This window comes from Nonomuraea sp. NPDC050404 (assembly GCF_040655495.1).
Lineage (GTDB): Bacteria > Actinomycetota > Actinomycetes > Streptosporangiales > Streptosporangiaceae > Nonomuraea.
Map to the genome: position 1 here is coordinate 70,441 of NZ_JBFAKB010000005.1, position 19,357 is coordinate 89,797.

The 19,357-nt window shown below is 69.9% G+C and carries 14 protein-coding genes; 4 read left to right on the forward strand and 10 right to left on the reverse strand.

All coding sequences use genetic code 11. From position 1 onward, the window contains the following. Positions 1-10 precede the first annotated feature (10 nt). From AB0I81_RS14610 to AB0I81_RS14630, 5 genes are read right to left on the reverse strand one after another with little or no spacing between them, the layout of a single operon-like run. On the reverse strand, positions 11-4,003 hold the full coding sequence (locus tag AB0I81_RS14610) for an Ig-like domain-containing protein (protein WP_360655726.1): 3,993 nt from the start codon (positions 4,001-4,003) through the stop codon (positions 11-13). 1 nt (position 4,004) lies between these two features. Then, on the reverse strand, positions 4,005-5,843 hold the full coding sequence (locus AB0I81_RS14615; protein ID WP_360655729.1) for a beta-L-arabinofuranosidase domain-containing protein: 1,839 nt from the start codon (positions 5,841-5,843) through the stop codon (positions 4,005-4,007). Next, entirely contained in the window at positions 5,836-6,600 is a 765-nt protein-coding gene (locus AB0I81_RS14620; RefSeq protein ID WP_360655732.1) for a carbohydrate ABC transporter permease, read from the reverse strand. Before AB0I81_RS14620 ends, AB0I81_RS14615 begins: the two co-directional genes overlap by 8 nt. Continuing rightward, a complete protein-coding gene (locus AB0I81_RS14625) occupies positions 6,597-7,514 on the reverse strand; it encodes a sugar ABC transporter permease (protein WP_360655735.1) in 918 nt (305 codons plus the stop codon). The genes AB0I81_RS14620 and AB0I81_RS14625 overlap by 4 nt, the downstream gene beginning before the upstream one ends. Next, positions 7,511-8,782, reverse strand: a complete 1,272-nt coding sequence (locus tag AB0I81_RS14630; RefSeq protein ID WP_360655738.1) for a sugar ABC transporter substrate-binding protein — start codon at positions 8,780-8,782, stop codon at positions 7,511-7,513. The genes AB0I81_RS14625 and AB0I81_RS14630 overlap by 4 nt, the downstream gene beginning before the upstream one ends. 111 nt (positions 8,783-8,893) lie before the next feature. On the opposite strand from AB0I81_RS14630, the gene AB0I81_RS14635 reads away from it, so the two are divergent. After that, positions 8,894-9,907: a LacI family DNA-binding transcriptional regulator gene (locus AB0I81_RS14635; RefSeq protein ID WP_360655741.1), complete on the forward strand. Its 1,014-nt coding sequence runs from the start codon at positions 8,894-8,896 to the stop codon at positions 9,905-9,907. A 291-nt stretch (positions 9,908-10,198) separates the two neighbouring features. Here the strand turns inward: AB0I81_RS14635 and AB0I81_RS14640 are convergent, their stop codons facing one another. Both AB0I81_RS14640 and AB0I81_RS14645 read right to left on the reverse strand, forming a co-directional pair. Then, entirely contained in the window at positions 10,199-11,818 is a 1,620-nt protein-coding gene (locus AB0I81_RS14640; protein WP_360655744.1) for a cellulase family glycosylhydrolase, read from the reverse strand. 119 nt (positions 11,819-11,937) lie between these two features. Further along, positions 11,938-12,609 (reverse strand): TetR family transcriptional regulator, encoded by a 672-nt coding sequence (locus AB0I81_RS14645; protein WP_360655747.1) that lies wholly within the window; start codon positions 12,607-12,609, stop codon positions 11,938-11,940. A 102-nt stretch (positions 12,610-12,711) separates the two neighbouring features. On the opposite strand from AB0I81_RS14645, the gene AB0I81_RS14650 reads away from it, so the two are divergent. Genes AB0I81_RS14650 through AB0I81_RS14660 form a run of 3 tightly spaced genes read left to right on the forward strand, consistent with a single transcriptional unit; the run spans position 12,712 to position 16,471 of the window. Continuing rightward, the gene (locus tag AB0I81_RS14650; RefSeq protein ID WP_360657173.1) at positions 12,712-13,182 is read left to right on the forward strand and encodes a 2Fe-2S iron-sulfur cluster-binding protein; all 471 of its coding nucleotides are present in this window, start codon (positions 12,712-12,714) and stop codon (positions 13,180-13,182) included. Next, positions 13,179-14,186 carry a xanthine dehydrogenase family protein subunit M gene (locus AB0I81_RS14655; RefSeq protein ID WP_360655750.1) on the forward strand — a complete coding sequence of 336 codons (1,008 nt, stop codon included), beginning with the start codon at positions 13,179-13,181 and terminating at the stop codon, positions 14,184-14,186. The genes AB0I81_RS14650 and AB0I81_RS14655 overlap by 4 nt, the downstream gene beginning before the upstream one ends. Then, on the forward strand, positions 14,183-16,471 hold the full coding sequence (locus AB0I81_RS14660) for a xanthine dehydrogenase family protein molybdopterin-binding subunit (RefSeq protein ID WP_360655753.1): 2,289 nt from the start codon (positions 14,183-14,185) through the stop codon (positions 16,469-16,471). Before AB0I81_RS14655 ends, AB0I81_RS14660 begins: the two co-directional genes overlap by 4 nt. Before the next feature lie 59 nt (positions 16,472-16,530). Here the strand turns inward: AB0I81_RS14660 and AB0I81_RS14665 are convergent, their stop codons facing one another. The 3 genes from AB0I81_RS14665 to AB0I81_RS14675 are packed head-to-tail and all read right to left on the reverse strand — an operon-like array spanning position 16,531 to position 19,269. Beyond that, on the reverse strand, positions 16,531-17,061 hold the full coding sequence (locus tag AB0I81_RS14665) for a hypothetical protein (protein ID WP_360655756.1): 531 nt from the start codon (positions 17,059-17,061) through the stop codon (positions 16,531-16,533). Positions 17,062-17,118: 57 nt separating this feature from the next. Beyond that, a complete protein-coding gene (locus AB0I81_RS14670) occupies positions 17,119-17,730 on the reverse strand; it encodes a DsbA family protein (protein ID WP_360655759.1) in 612 nt (203 codons plus the stop codon). A gap of 18 nt (positions 17,731-17,748) precedes the next feature. Then, entirely contained in the window at positions 17,749-19,269 is a 1,521-nt protein-coding gene (locus AB0I81_RS14675; RefSeq protein WP_360655762.1) for a hypothetical protein, read from the reverse strand. Positions 19,270-19,357 lie beyond the last annotated feature (88 nt).

A 19,357-nucleotide genomic window follows, 5' to 3' on the forward strand; every position in this document is an offset into this window, starting at 1 on the left:
AGAATAGGCGCTACTCGACCGTGACGGTGGTACTCGCGGGCACAGTTGTGCCGGTCACCTGGCCGGACACGGTGAACGTGCCCGGCTGGGCGTACTGCGCGGGATCGACGGCCGCCCAGGTGACGGGCACCGAGCTGTCCTTCGAGCCGTCGTTGTAGGTCGCCACCACCGTCTTCGGCAGCGCGGGCGCCACCCCGGCCCTGGTGGTGACGGTCTCCTCGGCGATCGAGGTGATCGTGACCGCGGCGGTGGCGCGGACGTACACGGTGGCACGGGCGGGCTGCCGTACGCCCTCGGCCAGGCCGGTGACGGTGAAGCTGGTGCCGCCGGTCCTCACCTGGTCGGGGGTCACCTGCTGCCAGGTGACGGACGCCTGGCTGCGGGCGCCGTCGGCGTACAGGGTCTCCACGGTGGCCGGGAGTTCGGGCAACTCGCCGACCAGGGTGGGGACGTGGACCGGGCGCGCGGAGTCCGGCGGGACCTCGTACACCTTGGTTTCGAGCAGTCCGACCGACGCGCCGCCCGCCTCCAGTTGCACGCGCAGCCGCGAGGTCGTGACCTCCTCGAAGGAGACGGTGTTGTAGGCGTCCACGGCCTTGGGGTAGTCGGTGACGCCGGTGACGTCCTCGAAGGAGTCGCCGTCCCAGCGCTGGATCTTCCACGAGGCGGGCACGCGCACGCCGCCGCCGTCGTCGAAGAAGTACACCTCGGCCTTGTTCACCCGTACGGGCTCGGGCCAGGCGAGCTCGACCCACTGCGTGCCCTGCTGCGGCCAGGTGCCCCAGCGCGGATTGGCGCCGTCGTTGGAGCGCGGCGGGTCGATGCCGTCGTTGATCGCCGTGACCTTCTCCCACGGCGAGGTGTAGGAGGCGGTCGGTGTGGCCTTGGGGGCCACGTTCACCTGCGCGCTCTGGGCGGTGGCGGTGACGGTCACGGTGGCGGAGGTGCTCCTGGCGCCGTCGGTGGCGGTCAGTTTCAGCTCGTACGCCCCGGGCTCGGAGAAGGCGACCACCGTGGTCGTTCCGGTCGGCTCGGTGAAGAACGCCTCGCCGGGGCCGCTCACCTTGGCCCACTGCGTGCTCAGCTCGCCCTTGGGCAGCGCGTCGTCCTTGACCACGGCCTCGATCCTGGCCTGCCCCGGCCGGGTGAAGGTGGGATCGACCACGGGCACCACGGACGGCGCCCGGTTGGCGACCGGTCCCGCGCCGCCGCCCGTCCGGTACGCCTGCACCTCCTTCAGACCGGTCGCCAGCCCCGGCCGGTGCGTGACCAGCACGCGCAACTTCTGGGCGGTGACCGCCGGGAAGCGCACCTCGTTGAGGTTGGCGCGCGGGTAGACCGGGCTCTTCGCCTGGCGCGGAACGTCCTTCCAGGTCTCGCCGTCGAGGTACTGGACCGAGTGGAAGGCGGGCTCGCCGTAGTCCTTACGGTTGTTGTAGTAGTACAGCTTGAGCTGGTCCACCTTCTGCGCCGAGCCGAGATCGACCTCCAGCCAGTCCTGCGCCTTGCCCGAGCCCTTCGAGCCCCAGTACGGCTCGTTGATGGTGAACCCGTCCACGGCTCCGGCGGGGTCGCCGTGCGAGGCGGTGGCCGACCTGACCAGGTTCCGGCGGGTGCCGCGCAGGTCCACGCCGGCCTTGGCGAACAGGTCCTCGACGCGGTCGCCGGTCAGCCTGACCTCGGTGGGGGCCTTGAGCGACGCCTTCTCGGCGTGGACGACCGTGCCGCCCTCGACCTTGCCGGTCTTCGGGTCCCAGACGGCGTGTTCCAGGCCGGACAGGGTGACCTTGCGCCTGCCGTCGATGATGATCGAGTAGCCCTCGGGCGTTCCGGCGTAGTGCCTGGTGCCGTCGCCCGGCTTGTCCCAGACGATGGTCAGGTCGTCGCCCCGGTAGTTGACGCCGTTGACGGAGAAGTGGTCCCAGCCGATGTCCACCGGCCACAACTCGATCTTGCCGTCCGAGCGCGGGCGCAGGCCCATGACGTCCTCGATGACGGTCCAGTTGCTGCTGCCCAGGATCGTGTGGTGGATCCAGGAGCGGTAGTCGATGGTCTTCGTCTGCGGGTTCCAGTTCGCCCAGAACTCGTTGGCGTCGGGGTAGCGGGTGTCGCCGCCGACGTACTGCGACCAGGCGTTCCAGTACAGGAGCTGCTTGTACTGGGCGGCGGTGATGTGCGGGCTCGCGTACTGGCGCATGACCTTGGAGAAGAGCTGGAAGTTCCGGGTCGAGTTGATCTGCGAGAAGTTGTTGGAGCCCGGGTGGCCGGCCGCGGCGGCCTCCGCCTTGTCCTTCTGGTTCGCCGTATACGCCGGAAATATCGGATATTCCGCCGGATCGGACCAAAGGCGGAGAGCTTCGCGATATTTCGGGTCATCGGTGGGGACGAGGCCGGTCGCGTACGGGATGTAGTTGTTGGACTCCTTCCACGGGATCAGGTTGCCCGTCTGCAGGTCGCGATGCTTGAACAGCTTGTTCTCCTCGTCCCACAACAAGGAGAGGATGCCGTACTTGACCTTGTCGGCCACGCCGCGCAACTCGGCGGCCTTGGCCCGGTCGCCGGACAACTCGTACGCCTGCGCCCCCGCCATCGCGTTGGCGTACACGTAGGCGCCTTCCAGCCGCTCGTTGGCCCGGTCGTAGTAGTGGAAGGAGACCGCGTCGGCGTCGTTGCCGGTCATCGCCTCCCAGTCGTACTCGATGACCCCGTTGTCATTGGAGTCGTAGGCGTCGAGCTGGCCGTGCACGTCCTTCTCGGCGTAACGGGCCAGGTTGCGCAGGATCGACGGTTGCCCGCCGTGGATCTGGTAGCTCTCCAGCGCCGAGGCGGAGATGTACTGCGTGTAGCTGTTCGACCAGTTCTCCGGATCCCCCGGGTTATCCGTATATTTCGAGTTTCGTGATACCTCGCCCGCCGACACCCACGGCCCGTAGGAGTAGATCGGGTCCCGCAGGTACTTCAGGTCCTGCACGAACATCGGCACGGTCAGCACGATCGCGTTGTTGTAGCCCAGCGCCCCCTCCACCGACGTCGGGAACTGGAAGTCGTTGCCCGGGATGTCGGCGTCCAGGAAGTTGAAGCGCATCAACCACCAGCGGTAGTAGACGGACTTCTTGATGTTCTCGTCCGGCACGTCGATGTAGGGCAGGTTCTCCGCCCACCAGGCGTTGTAGTCCTGCAACTGCCGCCGCAGCGCCTGCTCGGGCGAGCGCCCCTTGTACCCGTCGTACTCGGCCCGCGACCCGGTCAGCTCCTCGGTCACGAAGCCCAGTTGCACCTTGGTCCGCACGGTCTTACCCGGCTGGACGGTCACCGAGCCCTTCAGCGTGCCCTCGGAGACCTTCAGCCCGTCGCCGCTGAGCCTCGGGAAGATCGTGGTCAGCTTGTTCTTGGCCCAGACTGCGCCGGTCAGCTCCCGGTCCCCGTCGGCCTTCTTCGTGTACGGCGAGGTCACGGTGATGGGCACGGCACGCGCCGCCGAGCCGGTGTTGGTGATCTCCAGGGTGGTCACGGCCACGTTCTCGTGGGTGATGAACTTCTTGACGCCGACCGCGAGGCCGTCGCCCGCGTACCGGCCGGTCCAGTGGCTGGGCATCTGCAGCCGCTTGGAGACGTCCTCGGTGAGCGGCGTGCCGAGCGTGATCTCGTACGCGTCGCGGTTGTCGATGCTCTCCCAGTACGCCACGTACCCGCCGAAACCCAGCTTCCTCGGGTCGTGCTCCTTCATGAACACCGCCCGCCCGCGCGACATCAGCCACGTGCCCGCCGGATCGTCACCCGGCCTGGCCAGCATGCGGTCGATCCAGTACGAGTCCCCGCCCTTCTCCTTGGCGTAGATCTCCGCCATCATCTTGCGCGGGTGATAGCGCACCGGCTCGTCGGGCACCGGATCGGCGCCGGTGAACACCGGCATGCCCAGGTCGTCGGCGACCGCGTGGGCGGGCGCCGTGCCGAGCGAGGCCGTGAGCGCCAACAGGGCTAAGCACACCAACGGTTTACGCACGTCAACCCTCCTGAATGGGCAGCCAGACACGCATGGTCGCGGGGCCCCGGTTGCCCCAGCGGTGGTAGGGCACCAGCCGCAGCCGTACGTCCGCGCCCGCCGCGTCCGCGTTCGCGGGGCCGTACGGAAAAGCGCCGTTGCCCCCGGGGGCGACGGAGGCGGCCACCTCCAGCTCGACCACCCCGTCCGACTCGCGCTCCACCGGCGGATCGACGCGCGCCGTCACCTCGCCGAGCGGCGGCTCGTCCGCCACCGACTCCGCGCAGTAGACCAGCGGCCCCCGCTCCACCGCCGCGCTGCCCCTGACCGCGTCGATGCGCCGGTCCGGGTAGGTCCACCTGGGCCGCATCGGCAGCTCCAGCCGGATCTCGTCACCGGCCCGCCACGGCCCATCGACGTAGGCGTAGCCGGGGCTCACCGGACGGATGACCGGCCCTTCGGGCAGCGGCGCGTCCTGCGAGGAGACCGGCACGTGCACGAGCGTCGCGTCCGAGGCCCAGGCCGGCACGCGCAACCCGACGCGCCCCTCGCCGCCCCGCAGAACCCGCACGCTGACGGAGCCGTGCCACGGGTAGCCGGTCTCCACCCGCAGCGCCAGCGCCCCGTGCCGGATCTCCGACGGCGTGAGGTGGTGGATCAGCACGTCGTCGCCGCGCGCGGCGGCCACGTAGGCGGGCAGTGAGGCCAGCGTGCGGGCGATGTTGTTCGGGCAGCAGGACACGTCGAACCACGGCGAGCGCAGCCCGCCCTCGGCCGCGTGGTTCACGCCGTCGAGGGGCACGGCGGGCACCCGTACCTGCAGCGGGTTGACGTAGAAGAACGAGCGCCCGTCCAGCGCGACGCCCGTGGCGAGCATGTTGTACATCGTGCGCTCGGCCAGGTCGGCGTAGCGCGCGTCGCCGGTGGCCAGCAGCAGCCGGTGGGCCAGCATGACCGAGGCGATGCTCGCGCAGGTCTCGTTGTAGGCCCGGTCGGGCGGCAACTCGTAGTCCTCGCCGTAGGACTCGTCGGCATGCCTCGAGCCCATGCCGCCGGTCAGGTACGTACGGCGGGCGACCGTACGCTCCCACTGGGACTCCACCGCCTTCAGCAGTTCCTGGTCCCCGGTCTCGACCGCCACGTCCACCACGCCGCAGGCCAGGTAGAGCGCCCGCACCACATGCCCGCGAAAGACCTGCGCCCGCCTGACCGGCACGTCGTCCTGGTAGTAGCCGCGCCCGAACGGGATGTCGGCCAGCGCGGGCAGGCCGCGGCGCGCCACGAAACGGCGGGCCATCTCCAGGTAACGCTCGGCGCCGGTCACCCGGTACAACTCGACCAGCGCCATCTCGATCACCGGATGCCCGCAGGTCTCGGCGCCCTCCATGAACCGCCGGCACACGTGGTCGGCCGCCTTGGTCACGACCTCGGTCAGCCGGTCCTCGCCGTGCGTGCGCAGCCTGGCCACGCCGGCCTGGATGAGGTGGCCGTAGCAGTAGAGCTCGTGACCCCACTCGAAGTCGGTGTAGCGGCTGCCGGTCCAGCGGGTGTTGAGATAGCCGTCGCCCTCCTGCGCCTGGGCCACGGTCTCGGCCAGCGCGGGCAGCGCCGGATGATCGGCCCAGGCCATGGCCTCCAGCAGCTTGTAGACCTCCGAGTCGCTGAACTCCCGCCCCCTGCGGGGCCGCTCGCCGCGGAAGTTGCCGATCCAGCCCTCCCGCTCTTCCCATTCCCGGCAGTGCGCGATCGTGACCTCGCGGTTGAGCGCGATCCGGTCGCCCCAGAAGCCGGGGAGCACGCGTACCGCGTCGAGTCCGAGAGGGGCAAGGACGCCCGATGAGGGCAGGACAGGATTAGCCACGCAGAGCTCCTGACATGAATCCGCGCACGTAGTGGCGCTGCAGAACGATGAAGAGAATGAGACAGGGGATCGCCATGACCATCACGCCGGCCTGGAGCATGCCGTAGTCGATGGCCCCGAACGTGTGCTGCGTCATGCTGACCACCGCCACCGGCAGCGTGAACGAGGCGCCGTCGTTGAGCAGGATGAGCGGCGCGAAGAAGTCGTTCCACGAGGCCAGGAACGCGAACAGGCCCACCGTGATCAACGCGGGCCGCACGGCCTGCAACAGGATCCTGGAGAACGCCCTGAAGGTGCCGCAGCCGTCCACCAGCGCCGCCTCCTCCAGCTCGCGCGGGATCGCCTCGAACGCGTTGCGCATCATGAACAGCGCGAACGGGAGCTGGAACATCACGAACACCAGCGAGAGCCCGACCAGGGAGTTCTGCAGGCCGATGTAGCCGAGCAGGACGTAGAGCGGGATCAGGATCGTCGCGTACGGCACCATCAGGATCGCCAGCGTGGCCAGGAACAGCAGGTTCTTGCCCGGGAAGTCGAAGCGGGCGAAGCCGTAGCCGCCGAGCGCCGAGACGACCAGCGTGCCGCCCACGGTCATGGCCGACACCAGCACGCTGTTGGTGGCGTAGGTGTCGATGCCCTCGCCGAAGCGGGCCATCTCCAGGTAGTTCGACGGCTCCTCCAGCGAGGCGTAGCCGCTCCACACCAGCGGGAACAGGAACAACACCGCCAGCGCGGACAACGTCAGATATCTGCTCATCGCAGCCTCCGCATCATCAGCGAGTTGAGCCCGACCAGGGCCACGAGCAGCACGACCGACAGCGCCGCCGCGCCGCCGAGGTCGAAGCGGAAGAACGCGTCCCGGTAGACGACCATGACCATCGAGACCGTGCTGTTGTCCGGGCCGCCGTTGGTGAAGACGAAGAACTGGTCGAAGGCCAGCAACGAGCCCGTGATGCTGAGGATGAGCATCAGCGCCAGCGTCGGGCGCAGCAGCGGCAGCGTGATCTTGGTGAAGATCTGCCGGCGGTTGGCGCCGTCGCTCCTGGCGGCCTCGTACACCTCGTTCGGGATCGCCTGCAGGCCGGTCAGCAGGATGAGCATGTTGAACCCGGCGAAGCGCCACAACACCAGCGTGATCGTGGAGAACAGCGCCATGTTCGGCGTGCCGATCCACTTGATCGGCTCGTCGATGAGACCCAGCGTGCGCAACATCGGGTCGATGGGGCCGAAGTCGTTGTTCAGCATCCCGTAGAACAGCAGCCCCGCCGCCGCGAACCCGACCGCGCCCGGCAGGAAGAACGCGGTCCTGAAGAAGGCGATGCCCGGCCTGCGCTCCTGCACCAGCAGGGCCAGGCCGAGCGCGACGCCGGACAGCAGCACCGTGGTGATCGCGGTGTACTTGAGCGTGAAGAACACGGCGTCGACGAAGAGCGGGTTCTCGCCGATCTTGACGTAGTTGGCGGGGGCGTTGAACGTGGCCCGGCCGAGCAGGGGCCAGCGGTTCAGCGACATCCAGCCGACCAGCACCAGGGGCGCGATGAACAACACGCCCACGATGACCGCGGTGGGGGCCGCGTACAGCCAGCCCTGGACCTTCCTGCTCCGCCACCGGGCGGACGGCGCCGAACGGGCCGCCCGCCCCCGCCCGGATCGGGTGGCCGTCAACGTCATTGCTGCTGCAGCGACTTGGTGACGTCGGCGTTGAGCTGCGTCACCTTCGCGGCGTCACCGAACACCGCCTCGCGCGCCAGCCGCAGCCACGGGCCCTGCGGGTCGTTGTAGGTCTGGCCGAAGCGCAGCGCGTACGGCGTCTGGCCCTTGGCCACCAGCGAGTTGATCAGGACCACGCGCGGGTCCTCCGAGGAGTACTTGTTGCTGGCCAGGTCGGTGCGCGCGAGCACGTCCTTGTTCTTGGCCATGACCTCGACCTGGGCCTCGTCGGAGACCGTCCAGGACAGGAACTCCCAGGCCGCGTCCGCGTTCTTGGTGGTCGAGGAGATGCCCACCGAGTCGCCGCCCACGAACGTGGACTCGCCGCCGTCGGGCCCGGCGATCGGGGTGACGCCGATCTTCATGTCCGCCGGCATCAGGCCGAGCGTGGTGGAGGGCATCGGCATCACGCCGATCTCACCCTTGGGGAAGAAGCCGGTCCAGGTCGGGCCCTGCTCCTCCTTGGCCGTCGGGCCGGTGACCTTCTTCTCGTACAGCCCGCGCCAGATGTTGAACACGTCCGTCATGGCCTGCTGGTCGTTGAGCGAGGACGTGCCCTCGGGGTCCATCACCTGCGCGCCCGAGGCCCAGACCGACGGCCAGAAGGTGAAGACGTAGCAGCCGCCGCAGTTGCCGCCGAAGAAGGTGCCGTGCACCTTGCCGTCCTTGCCGAGCTTCTCCTGGACGGTGGTCGCCTGCTCGGCGAACTCCTTGAGCGTCTTGGGGCCCTTCTCGGGGTCGAGGCCGGCCTTCTCGTACAGGTCCTTGTTCCAGAACCAGACCGACAGGTCGAGCGTGTGGGGGAGCGTGTACTGGCGGTTCTCCAGGGTGCCGAGCTTCATGTGCGAGGGGGCCAGCTTGTCCTTGTACGGCAGGGCCGCGATCCGGTCCGTGACGTCCAGGAACAGTCCTTGGGAGGTGTAGTTCGGCACGAAGATGACGTCGGCCGCGAAGACGTCGGGGAGCTGCTTGGCGCCTGCCGCGGCGGCGATGCGGGGCTGATAGTTGTCCGTCGGGATGACGGTGAGCTTCACCTGGTTCTTGTGGGACTTGTTGTAGGCCGCGACCAGCCGCTCGCTCTGCGTCTGGGTGGCCGCGCGGGTCCACATGGTGATCGTCACGGGACCGTCCGCCGGTTGGGTGCCGCCGCCACCCCCGCCGCTGCCGCAGGCGGCAGCTGTGAGCGCTAACACACCGATAAGGGAGATCCCGGCCAGCCTTCGTCTCATGATGTGCTCCTGGACTTAAAGGTTTTCGGAAACGTAGAAGAAACATGAGCCCATGTCAATGGGTGCTAAGGTGCTAAGCAGTTCACAATTCACCGAAAAGGGTTTCGAAGTATGGCGGGTAAGCGGGCGACCATCAACGATGTGGCCTCGCTGGCGGGGGTGTCGATCGCCACGGCGTCCAAGGCGCTGAACGGGCGTCAGGACGTGCGGGCGGCCACGCGTGAGCGCGTGCTCGCCGCCGCGGCGGAGCTCTCCTTCCAGCCGAACGCGCTGGCCAGGGGGCTGCTGTCGGGCCAGACGAAGACCGTGGGACTGCTGACCTCCGACAGCGTCGGCCGGTTCGGCATCCCGGTGCTGCTCGGGGCCGAGGACGCGTTCGGGGCCGGGGAGATGGCGGTGCTGCTGTGTGACGCGCGGGGCGACGCGATCAGGGAGCAGCACCATCTGCGCGCGCTGCTGTCGCGCCGGGTGGACGGGCTGATCGTGGTGGGCGAGAGCACGAACCCGCGGCCGTCGGTGAGCAAGGACCTGCCGGTGCCCGTCGTGTACGCCTACGGGCCGTCGGAGGACCCGTCGGACGTGTCGTTCGTGCCGGACGACGTGGGGGCGGCGGCCATGGCCGTCAACCACCTGCTGGCCCTGGGACGGCGCCGCATCGCGCACATCACCGGGCCCGCCCACTACAAGGCGGCCCGCGACCGCGAGGAGGGCGTGCGCCGGGCGCTGGCGGAGGCGGGGGTCGAGCAGGCGGGCGCCACGCTGAGCGGGGTGTGGTCACAGCGGTGGGGGCGGCACGCGGCCGAGATGGTGCTGATGGCCGAGCCGGAGATCGACGCGGTCTTTTGCGGCAGCGACCAGATCGCGGCCGGGTTCGTGGAGGGGGCTCGGGAGCGGGGGCGGCGGGTGCCGGACGATATCGCGGTCGTGGGGTACGACAACTGGGAGGTGCTGTCCACCGAGACCCGGCCGGCGCTGACCACCGTGGACATGAACCTTGAGGTGCTCGGACGAACGGCGGCCCAGCACCTGTTCGCCGCCATCGACGGCCGCGCCACGCCGGGGGTGCACACGCTGCCCTGTCAACTCGTGATCCGCGACTCCACCTCACCCCCCGGGGTGTCCTGACGCCCCACCGACTGCTGGTGCGGCTCCGTGCGTGGCTGAGGTCCTTTGGGTGGAGAAAGAGGGAACCCTCGCCAGCTCACCGTCCCATGTGGGGTGGCTGGGGTCCTTTGGGGGAGATAGGAGGACCCCGGCCACGCGCCGCCGCCGCGCCTCTCCGACCGCCGGTGCGGCACTGTGCGTGGCTGAGGTCCTTGGGAGGGAGATGGGAGAAGGACCCCGGCCACGCGCTGCCGTGCTGGGCCGCCTCCGCGCGAGGGGCGCGCCGTGGGTGGAGGGCGCGCCCCGGAAGGGTTAGGAGGAGGCGCAGGTGTAGGAGGTTACCGTGGAGGTGTTGCCGCCGGGGCGGGTGATCTGGAAGCCGAAGTTGGCGGTGCCGCCGGCGCTGAGGTTGCCGTTGTAGCCGGCGTTCCGAGCCGTCACCGTCTGCCCGCTGGTCGTCAGTGTGGCGTTCCAGGAGCCGGCGATCGTGTGGCCGGCCGGCAGGGTGAAGGTGACCGTCCAGCTGGTGGTCGGCGCGGTGCCGCTGTTGGTGACCGTGGCCTGTGTCACGTAGCCGCCGCCCCACTGGCTCTGCACGGTGCCTGTGGCCGTGCAGCCGCCGCCGGGACCGCCGCCGGACGTGGTGGTGAAGGTCGTGGTGGGTGAGTTGCCCGACCGGTTGCCGGCCCCGTCGCGGGCGCGGACGTACACCTGGTACTGGGTGGAGGCGGTCAGGCCGGTGAGTGCGATGGAGTTGGTCGTGGTGGAGCCGAGCAGCGGGTCCGTGGTGCCCTGTTCGCGGTAGACGTCGTAGCCCGCCAGGCCGGAGCCGCCCGCGTCGGTGGAGGCCGACCAGGTCAGGTTGGCGCCGCTGGAGGTGATGCCGGCAGCCGAGGGGGTGCCGGGCGTGGTGGGCGCGGTGGTGTCGGTGCCGCCGCCGCCGAAGAACGTGGCCTCGCGCGAGGTCGCGGCGATGCCGTTAGCGCCGTTGAAGATGCGCTGCCCCCATGAGGTCAGGCTGGCGGCGTTGAAGTTGGTGACCATGTCGAGGTACTCGACGCCGCCGCCATTGCCGCTCCACGACCAGCCGATGTAGCCGATCCCGCGCGACACCGCCTGGGACATGATCGTGTCCTCGTCGGGGTTGCCGTCGGAGTGGTTGTGCCCGAACTCGCCGATCACCAGCGGCAGGCCCGCGGTCTGGAAGGCGTTCAGGTAGGCGTTGATCTCGGCGGCCGTGTCGAACACGCCGTACATGTGCACGGAGAAGACCGTGTTGCGCTGCGGGTCGGCGTTGGCGACGGTCTGGGCGTTGTCACGCATGGTGAACTGCCAGTCCTGGCCCCAGTTGGGCGCGTCCACCAGCAGCATGTGCTGGAAGCCCAGGCCGCGCATCCGGGTGATCGCGCTGGTCGTGGCGCTGGTCCAGGTGGAGACGTTGTTGTTGCCGATCGGCTCGTTGCCGATGTTGACGATGATGAAGTCCTCGGTGCCGGTGAGGGCGCTCCTGATGCTGCTCCAGTAGTCCACCGCCTGGTCCAGCGTGTACGCGCCGCTCTGCTCCCCGTACCCGGTGGTGTCATGGTTTTCGAGCACGCATATTAACCGGTTCTGTCGGCAGAGCGAGACCACGTTGGCCACGTCGGCGGCGTTGTTCGCGGGCCACCGCCCGCCGCTCAGCACCACCCGGACCGTGTTCGCGCGCAGCGCCTTGATGTTGGCGAAAGAGCCGGTCTGGCTGGTGTACCAGGTGTGCGCGTGGCTGACGCCGCGCATGACGAACGCGTTCCCGTTGGCCTCCATGATCCTCGTGCCGCTGACCCGGAGCCCCACCGCGGCGTGCGCGGGAGCCGGGACGATCAGCGTCGAGACCAGCATCGAGGCGACGAGCGACAGGAGCGCCGCCAGCGCGGGCCCGAGTCGTTTCCTCATAGGTAGTGCCCTTCCTATTGTTAACCGGTTAGGAACGGCCACATGCTCCGGCGAATCCGTCCCGATGTACAGCGGGCAGGGGGCGAGTGGTCAGGAATGCCTGGATCCGGGTGAAACTTTCACTCGTCCCTGAGCGTTGGCAGGCCGACGGCCAGGGCCCTGAGCGCCCGGACGAGCGTGGGCAGCAACACGGGACAGGAGGCGGCCAGTTCCGGATCCTCGGCGTACACCTGGGCCAGTGCGGGAGGCGGGTTGGCCGCCGGGTAGAGCATGCCGGCCAGGCCGCTGGCGGCGGCCACCACCTCGCCGCCCTCGCGCTGCGTCAGCTCCGTGGCGCGGGCGACCTCGGCGCCCATTTCGGACAAAAGATCCACCACGGTGTGTTTGAACGCGCGGGCTGCCGGTACTGAGACGTTGTGTTCAAGGCTGGTGGAGGTGTGACTCATCAGGTCGCAGAAGAGCGGCCGGTCCACGAGGGTCTCGGCCAGCACGGTCACCGCCTCGGCCGTGCCGTTCGTGTCGCGCAGCCGGGCGGAGACGTCGGCGGCCCACTGCCGCCACTCCTCGGTGGCCAGTTCGAGATAGATCTCCTCGCGGGTGCCGAAGTAACGCATGATGTTCGACTTCGCCAGCCCCACGGCCTCGGCGACGGCGCCCAGGGTCACGTTGCGTACTCCGGAGGCGCGGGCGAGCTCGCGCGCGGCGGCGAGGATCGCCTCGCGCCGCTGCTGCTTGTGCTCGGGGCGCCTGGCCCGGAGAAATGCCGACCCGTCCATATCGCCAAACAGCATACTGACCGATCTTAAGAGAACGCCGTTCACTTGTTAAGAAAACGGTGTTCTGTTAGCGTTCCGCTAAACCGGCCCGGGAGGTACCGAGTGACCGAGATTCGGATGAAGGTGAACGGTGACGTCGAGTCCCTCGACGTGGAACCGTGGGTCAGCCTGCTTGACGCGCTACGCGACAGGCTCGACCTGACCGGCCCGAAAAAGGGCTGTGACCAGGGCGCCTGCGGCGCCTGCACGGTGCTCGCCGACGGCATGCGGATCAACGCCTGCCTGGCGCTGGCCGTCCAGTACGACGGCAGTGAGATCACCACCATCGAAGGCGTGGCCCACCCGTTGCAGGAGGCGTTCGTGCGCCACGACGGTTTCCAGTGCGGCTACTGCACCTCGGGCCAGATCTGCTCGGCGATCGGCATGCTGGCCGAGCACGCGTCCGGCATGCCGAGCGTCGTGGCCGACTCGTCGGAGCTCACCGAGGCCGAGGTCAGGGAGCGGATGAGCGGCAACCTGTGCCGGTGCGGCGCCTACAACGGCATCGTGGACGCGATCATGGACGTGGCCGGGAAGGACGCGCGATGAAGTCGTTCGCCTACGTCAAGGCCACCAACGTCGAGGACGCCGTACGAGCGATCACCGCCGAGCCGGGCGCCAAGTTCCTCGGCGGCGGCACCAACCTGGTCGACCTGATGCGCGAGGGCATCGAGCGGCCGGACACCGTCGTGGACGTCACCGGGCTGCCGCTCAACACCGTGGAGGAACTGCCCGGCGGCGGGCTGCGGATCGGCGCGCTCGTACGCAACAGCGCCCTGGCCGCCGACCGGCGGGTGCGCACCCGCTACCCGATGTTGTCGCAGGCGCTGCTGTCGGGCGCCTCCGCCCAGCTCCGCAACATGGCGACGGTGGGCGGCAATCTGCTGCAGCGCACCCGCTGCCCGTACTTCTACGACGGGACCTCGGCCTGCAACAAGCGCGAGCCCGGCAGCGGCTGCGACGCGCTCGACGGCTTCAACAGGGGCGGCGCGATCCTGGGCGTCAGCGACAGCTGCATCGCCACCCACCCCTCCGACATGTGCGTCGCGCTGGCCGCCCTGGACGCCGAGGTCGAGGTGCGCGGCCTGGACGGCACCCGGCGCGTACCGCTGGCGGACCTGCACGCCCTGCCCGGCGACACGCCGGAGATCGAGACCACGCTGGCCCCCGGCGAGCTGATCACGGCGGTCGAGCTGCCGCCCGCGCCGGTCGCGGCGAACTCCCGCTACCGCAAAGTGAGAGACCGCGCCTCCTACGCCTTCGCCCTGGTCTCGGTCGCGGCGGCGCTGGAGGTGCGCGAAGGCACGGTCAGCCAGGTACGGCTGGCGCTCGGCGGCGTCGCGCCCAAGCCCTGGCGGGCCCGCGAGGCGGAGCGGATCCTGCTGAACGGCCCGGCCGACGAGGCGGCCTTCCGCCGCGCGGCGGAGGCGGAGCTGGCAACCGCGACCGTCAGGCAGGGCAACGCGTTCAAACCAGGGCTCGCCAAGGCCACGATCGTGGCCACGCTGCGCGAGCTGAGCCGCGAGCTGAGTACGGAAGGAGCCGGTCGATGACCGTCACACAGTCCGAGGCGGTCGAGGAACGCGCGACCGGCACCACCAAGTACGTCGGCCAGTCCGTGGACCGGCTGGACGGCCCGGCCAAGACCACCGGCAAGGCCCGCTTCTCCGCCGAATTCCCCTACCCGGGCCTGACCTACGCCGCGGTCGTGCACGCCACGATCTCCCGTGGCCGGATCACCGCCATCGACACGGCCGAGGCCAAGGCCGTGCGCGGCGTGGTCGACGTGCTCACCCACGAGAACACGCCGCCGATGAAGCCCGTCCCCAAGGGGATCCCCACCAGCATGAACGCCGTGTTCAGCGCCATGCTCTCGGGCACGTCGGTCAACTACCTGGCCACCGACGAGGTGCACTGGAACGGCCAGCCGGTGGCGGTCGTGGTCGCCGAGACGCCGGAGACGGCACGGTACGCGGCCTCGCTGGTCCGGCTCACCTACCGGGAGCTGCCCGCCACACTGGACTTCGCGGCCGAGGAGCCGAAGGCCGAGCCCCAGAAGGGCGGCCTGATGGGCGGTGCCTCGACCGACAAGGGGGACGCGCCGGCCGCGCTGGCCGCCGCCGCGCACTCGGTTGACCTCGCCTTCAGCACGCCGCCGCACAACCACAACGCGCTCGAACCGCATGCCACGACCGCCGTCTGGGACGGCGACCGGTTGACCGTGCACGACAGCACGCAGGGCATCTCTGGCCTGCGCAAGCACCTGTCCCAGCGGTTCGGGCTGCCGGAGAAGCGGATCAGGGTGCTCGCCCAGTACGTGGGGGGCGGGTTCGGCGGAAAGGGCTCGTTCTGGGCGGGCACGCTGCTCGCCGTGCTGGCCGCGCGGGCGACGGGCCGCCCGGTACGGCTCTCCCTCACCCGGGAGGGCGTCTACCACACGGTCGGCGGTCGCACCCCCAGCACACAGCGGGTCGCGCTGGGCGCCGGGGCGGACGGCCGGCTGACCGCGTTGCTCCACACCAGCGTGTCCAGGCTGGGGCAGGTCGGCGGCATGCCGGAGAACATCACCGGAAGCTCCCGGCACCTGTACGCCTGCGACAACATTCAGCTGCGGCAGAGCGTCGTCCGGCTCGACCTGCTGTCCAACACCTTCATGCGCGCCCCCGGCGAGTCCATCGGCAGCTTCGCCATGGAGTCGGCCGTGGACGAGCTGGCCTGCGAACTCGGCATGGACCCGATCGAGCTGCGGGCGCGCAACGAGCCGGAACGCGATCCGGTGGGCGGCAAGCAGTTCTCCAACCGGCGGCTGGTGGAGGCGTACCGGGTGGGGGCGGAGATGTTCGGCTGGCGCGAGCGCGACGCCCGCCCCGGCGCCATGCGGGACGGGCGGTGGCTGGTCGGCATGGGGGTGGCCACGGCCTACCACCCGCAGATGCTGATGCCGGCCAATGCCACGGTGCGGATCGACGCGGCCGGGAAGGTCGTGGTGCAGTGCGGCCTGCACGAGATCGGCGTGGGCGCGGCGACGGCCCAGGCGCAGATCGCCGCCGACGAGCTGGGCGTGCCCCTCGGCTCCGTGCGCGTGGAGCACGGCGACTCCGACCTGCCGCAGGCCCCGTTCGCCGGCGGCTCGGTCCAGACCGCGAGCGCGGCGGCGGCCGTGGTCGCCGCCTGCGCCAAGCTGAAGCGCACACTGCTCGGCCTGGCCCGCCGCTCCGCCGCCTCGCCACTGCGCGGGCGCAGGCTGGAGGAGCTGGAGGTTCGCGACGGCGGGCTGTACCACGGGGGGCGCGGCCAGACGTACGCGGAGATCCTGGCCGGTGCCGGCCGTGGCCACGCGGAGGCCGTGATCAAGGCGAACATGCTGGGCTTCGTCGCCAAGACCGTGCGTGACACCAGGCGGTACGTGAAGGCCGCGTCCGGCGCGCAGTTCTGCGAGGTACGGGTGGACCCCGACACCTTCGAGGTACGGGTGTCGCGCTGGCTGGGCGTGTTCGACGTCGGCACGGTGATCAACACCAGGACGGCGGAGAGCCAGTTGCGGGGCGGCATCGTGATGGGCATCGGCATGGCGCTGTCGGAGCAGACGCTGATCGACGGCCGCGACGGCCGGATCATGAACCCGAGCCTGTCGGAGTACCACGTGCCCGTGCACGCCGACATCCCCCGCATCGACCTGCACTGCCTGAACGAGCCCGACCCGATCTCGCCGCTGGGCGTGGTGGGGGTCGGCGAGGTCAGCATCACCGGAGCCGCGGCGGCGGTGGCCAACGCCGTGCGGCATGCTACTGGCAAGCGCGTCGTCGATCTGCCGATCACGCTCGACAAGCTGCTCTGAGCCGAGCAGGCCGGCATCAACGACGTGCAGCCCCGGGGGACGTGCAGCCGCTCAGGTGATCAGGCCACCCGGATCCACCGGGGATCGTCGTAGCGCTGCTCCTCGCCGGCCGCGGGCGGGTAGTCGGGCGCGGTGCACAACACGACCATCCCCTGCACCTCCAGGTACCGGATGAGCCCCGCGGCCACCGACAACATGGCCGGGGGGCCGCCGTCCGGCGGCGGCATGCGCTCATTGAGCACCGCCACGACGTCGGTCAGCCCGAACTCGCCCGGCAGCAGCGCGGCCACCTCCTTGACGAACCTCTCGCTCACCCGCGCCTGCACCATGACCGTGCCCGGATCCCCCTTGCCCGAGCCGCCGCAACCGTCGCAGCCGCCGCGGTCGTGCGGGTTGATGGAGATCTGGCCGGAGCCCAGGCACATCTGGCAGCGGCCCGACGCCGCGGCGTGCCGGATGGCGGCCCGCCGGTCGGGCAGCGGCTGCCCGCAGGTGCACGAGAAGGAGTTGAAGGTGCCCGTCACGTAGTCGTGGTAGCCGATCTCGTCGGGGGCGTTGATCCACTCGGTGGTGATGACATGCTCGTCCATGGGGCATCCAAGGTTAGCCAGCACGTCCCGCGCGGATCACGGGATCGGCGAAACTCGTCACACTCCGTGAAGGTCGGGCTCCTCGTGCGGCCTGCCCTTCAGCTCGTGGAAGCCCGGCGTGCCCGCCACCAGCAGCGTCCCGTCCCACAGGCGGCCGGCGTCCTCGCCGGTGGGCAGGCGGGAGACGACCGGGCCGAAGAAGACCACGCGTTCGCCGCCCGCCGTGACCCGGACGATCGGGGTGCCCACGCCGGGGCCGATCGAGCCGACGCCCTCGGCGTGCGAGGCGCGTACGAAGTCGTCGTAGTCCGTGCCGTGCCCCGCCTCCGCCAGCGCGACCGGCAGCCCGGCGGTGCTCAGCGCCGTGCGCAGGTCGCCGATCCAGTCGCCGGAGCCGGTGGTCCACATCGCCGTGTAGAGCCGCTCCAGCGCCTGCTGCCCGTGATCGCGCTGCACCGCCGCGCAGATGCGTACCGGAATCCACAGGTATCCCTCGGGATCACCTTCCGGATCGACCTCCAGCCCTTCGTTGAGCACCTTCAGGCTCATCACGTGCCAGCGCACCTCGACCGGGCGCACCTGGCGTACCTCCAGCAACCACCGCGAGGTCAGGAACGTGTACGGGCAGGACGGATCGAACCAGAAGTCGGCCACCACCATGTCGGTCATGCGGCCAGCCTGCCAGAGTCACTGGGAGATCTTCCCGACCCCCGACCCCGCCATGACCGCCGCCCGCACCCCGGCCGGGTCGGCCACGGTGTAGGCGTAGTACGTGCCCGGCTCCTGCACGGCGCCGGAGCAGTCGGGCGCGCCGGACTCGTCGGCGAACACGTTGTTCCTGGCCACGCACCTGCCCGAGGGCCCGGCGTAGGAGTTGGAGACCGGCTCCTCGACCCGTTCGAAGTAGTTGCCCTCGACCACGCACCCGGCGTTCGCCTGGCAGGCCACCCCGACGTCGGTGTTGTAGACGTAGTAGTTGTTGAACACGTGCACCGGCTCTCCGAACCGCACGCGCGGGTTGCGCTGCGGCGTCCGGTCGAACCAGTTGTGGTGGTAGGTGACCTTCAGCCGTCCGACGTCCTGGGCGGCGTTGCCGTCGTCGTGGCCGAGCAGCATGTTCTTGGTGTGGTCGTGCGTGTGGTTCCAGGACACGGTGACGTAGGACGAGCCGCGCTTGACGTCGATCAGCCCGTCGTAGCCGGCGGCCAGGTCGTTGTGGTCGATCCACACGTGGTGGCTGAACATCTGCACGTTGATCGAGTCGTCACTGGCGTTCCTGAACAGCAGGTTGCGGACGATGACGTTGTGCACGGCGTTCGCGGGCGGGGAGGTGATGGCGTCGTCCGGCGGCAGGCCGATGTTGAGCCCGCCACCGCTGATCCCCGATCCGGCGCCGACGCCGAGGATCGTCTTGTCGGAGGCGACGTCGTACATGCCGGCCGGGACGGTGACCATCCCGCGCACGCACACCGTCAGCGGCCCGCTCCGCCCGATCGCGGAGATCAGCTCGGCGGCCGTGTCCACCTCCACGGTCGGGCCGCCCGCGCCTCCGGTGGTGCCGTTCTGCCCCCAGGCGTTCACTGAGGCGAACCCGACGGGAGCGCCGGGGGAGACGCACGAGCCGGTCGGCGGCAGGGTCGGCTCCGTCGGCGGCTCGGTCGGCCCGCCCAGGTCGCTCACCAGCACATCGTCGAACGAGGCGCTGGCGTAGTAGCCGGCCAGCCCTGCCTTGCCCGAGGCGAGGCTCGTGTCGGTCGCCGTGACGAGTCGCACGTTGTCCACGAAACCGCGCAACGTGCTGCCGAACGCCTCCAGCCGCAGCGTGCGCCACGCGCCGGGGACCACCGAGGCGGCGGCGGAGGCGAGGGTCACCGGGCCGCCGCCGGTCCGCTTGCCCAGGACGACCGTGCCCGCGTTGCTCAGGCCGAGGAAGTAGTAGTTGCTGGTGCTCTGCGCCCTGGCCAGCACCGCGACGTACCGTCCCGAGCCGTTGAACGCGATCGGCTTCACCCGCGCCTGCACCGCCTGATCGCCCCATCCGCCGCCGGCCAGCGCCCTGGCGTCCGCGCTGGTGCCGGACTGCCGGTAGGCCCGGCTGCCGTCGCTGACCACCGACCAGCTGCCGCCGGAGCGCGCCCAGCCGGCGGCGTCGCCGTCCTCGAAGTCGTCCCCGAACAGTGTCGCGGCCGACGCGCTCGGCAACGTCACCACCCCCAGCAGCAGGAGGACGGCCGTGGCCGCGAGAAGCCATAAATGAGTCTTGGGTGCTCTTGTCCTACGCACTGTGGAACCTCCG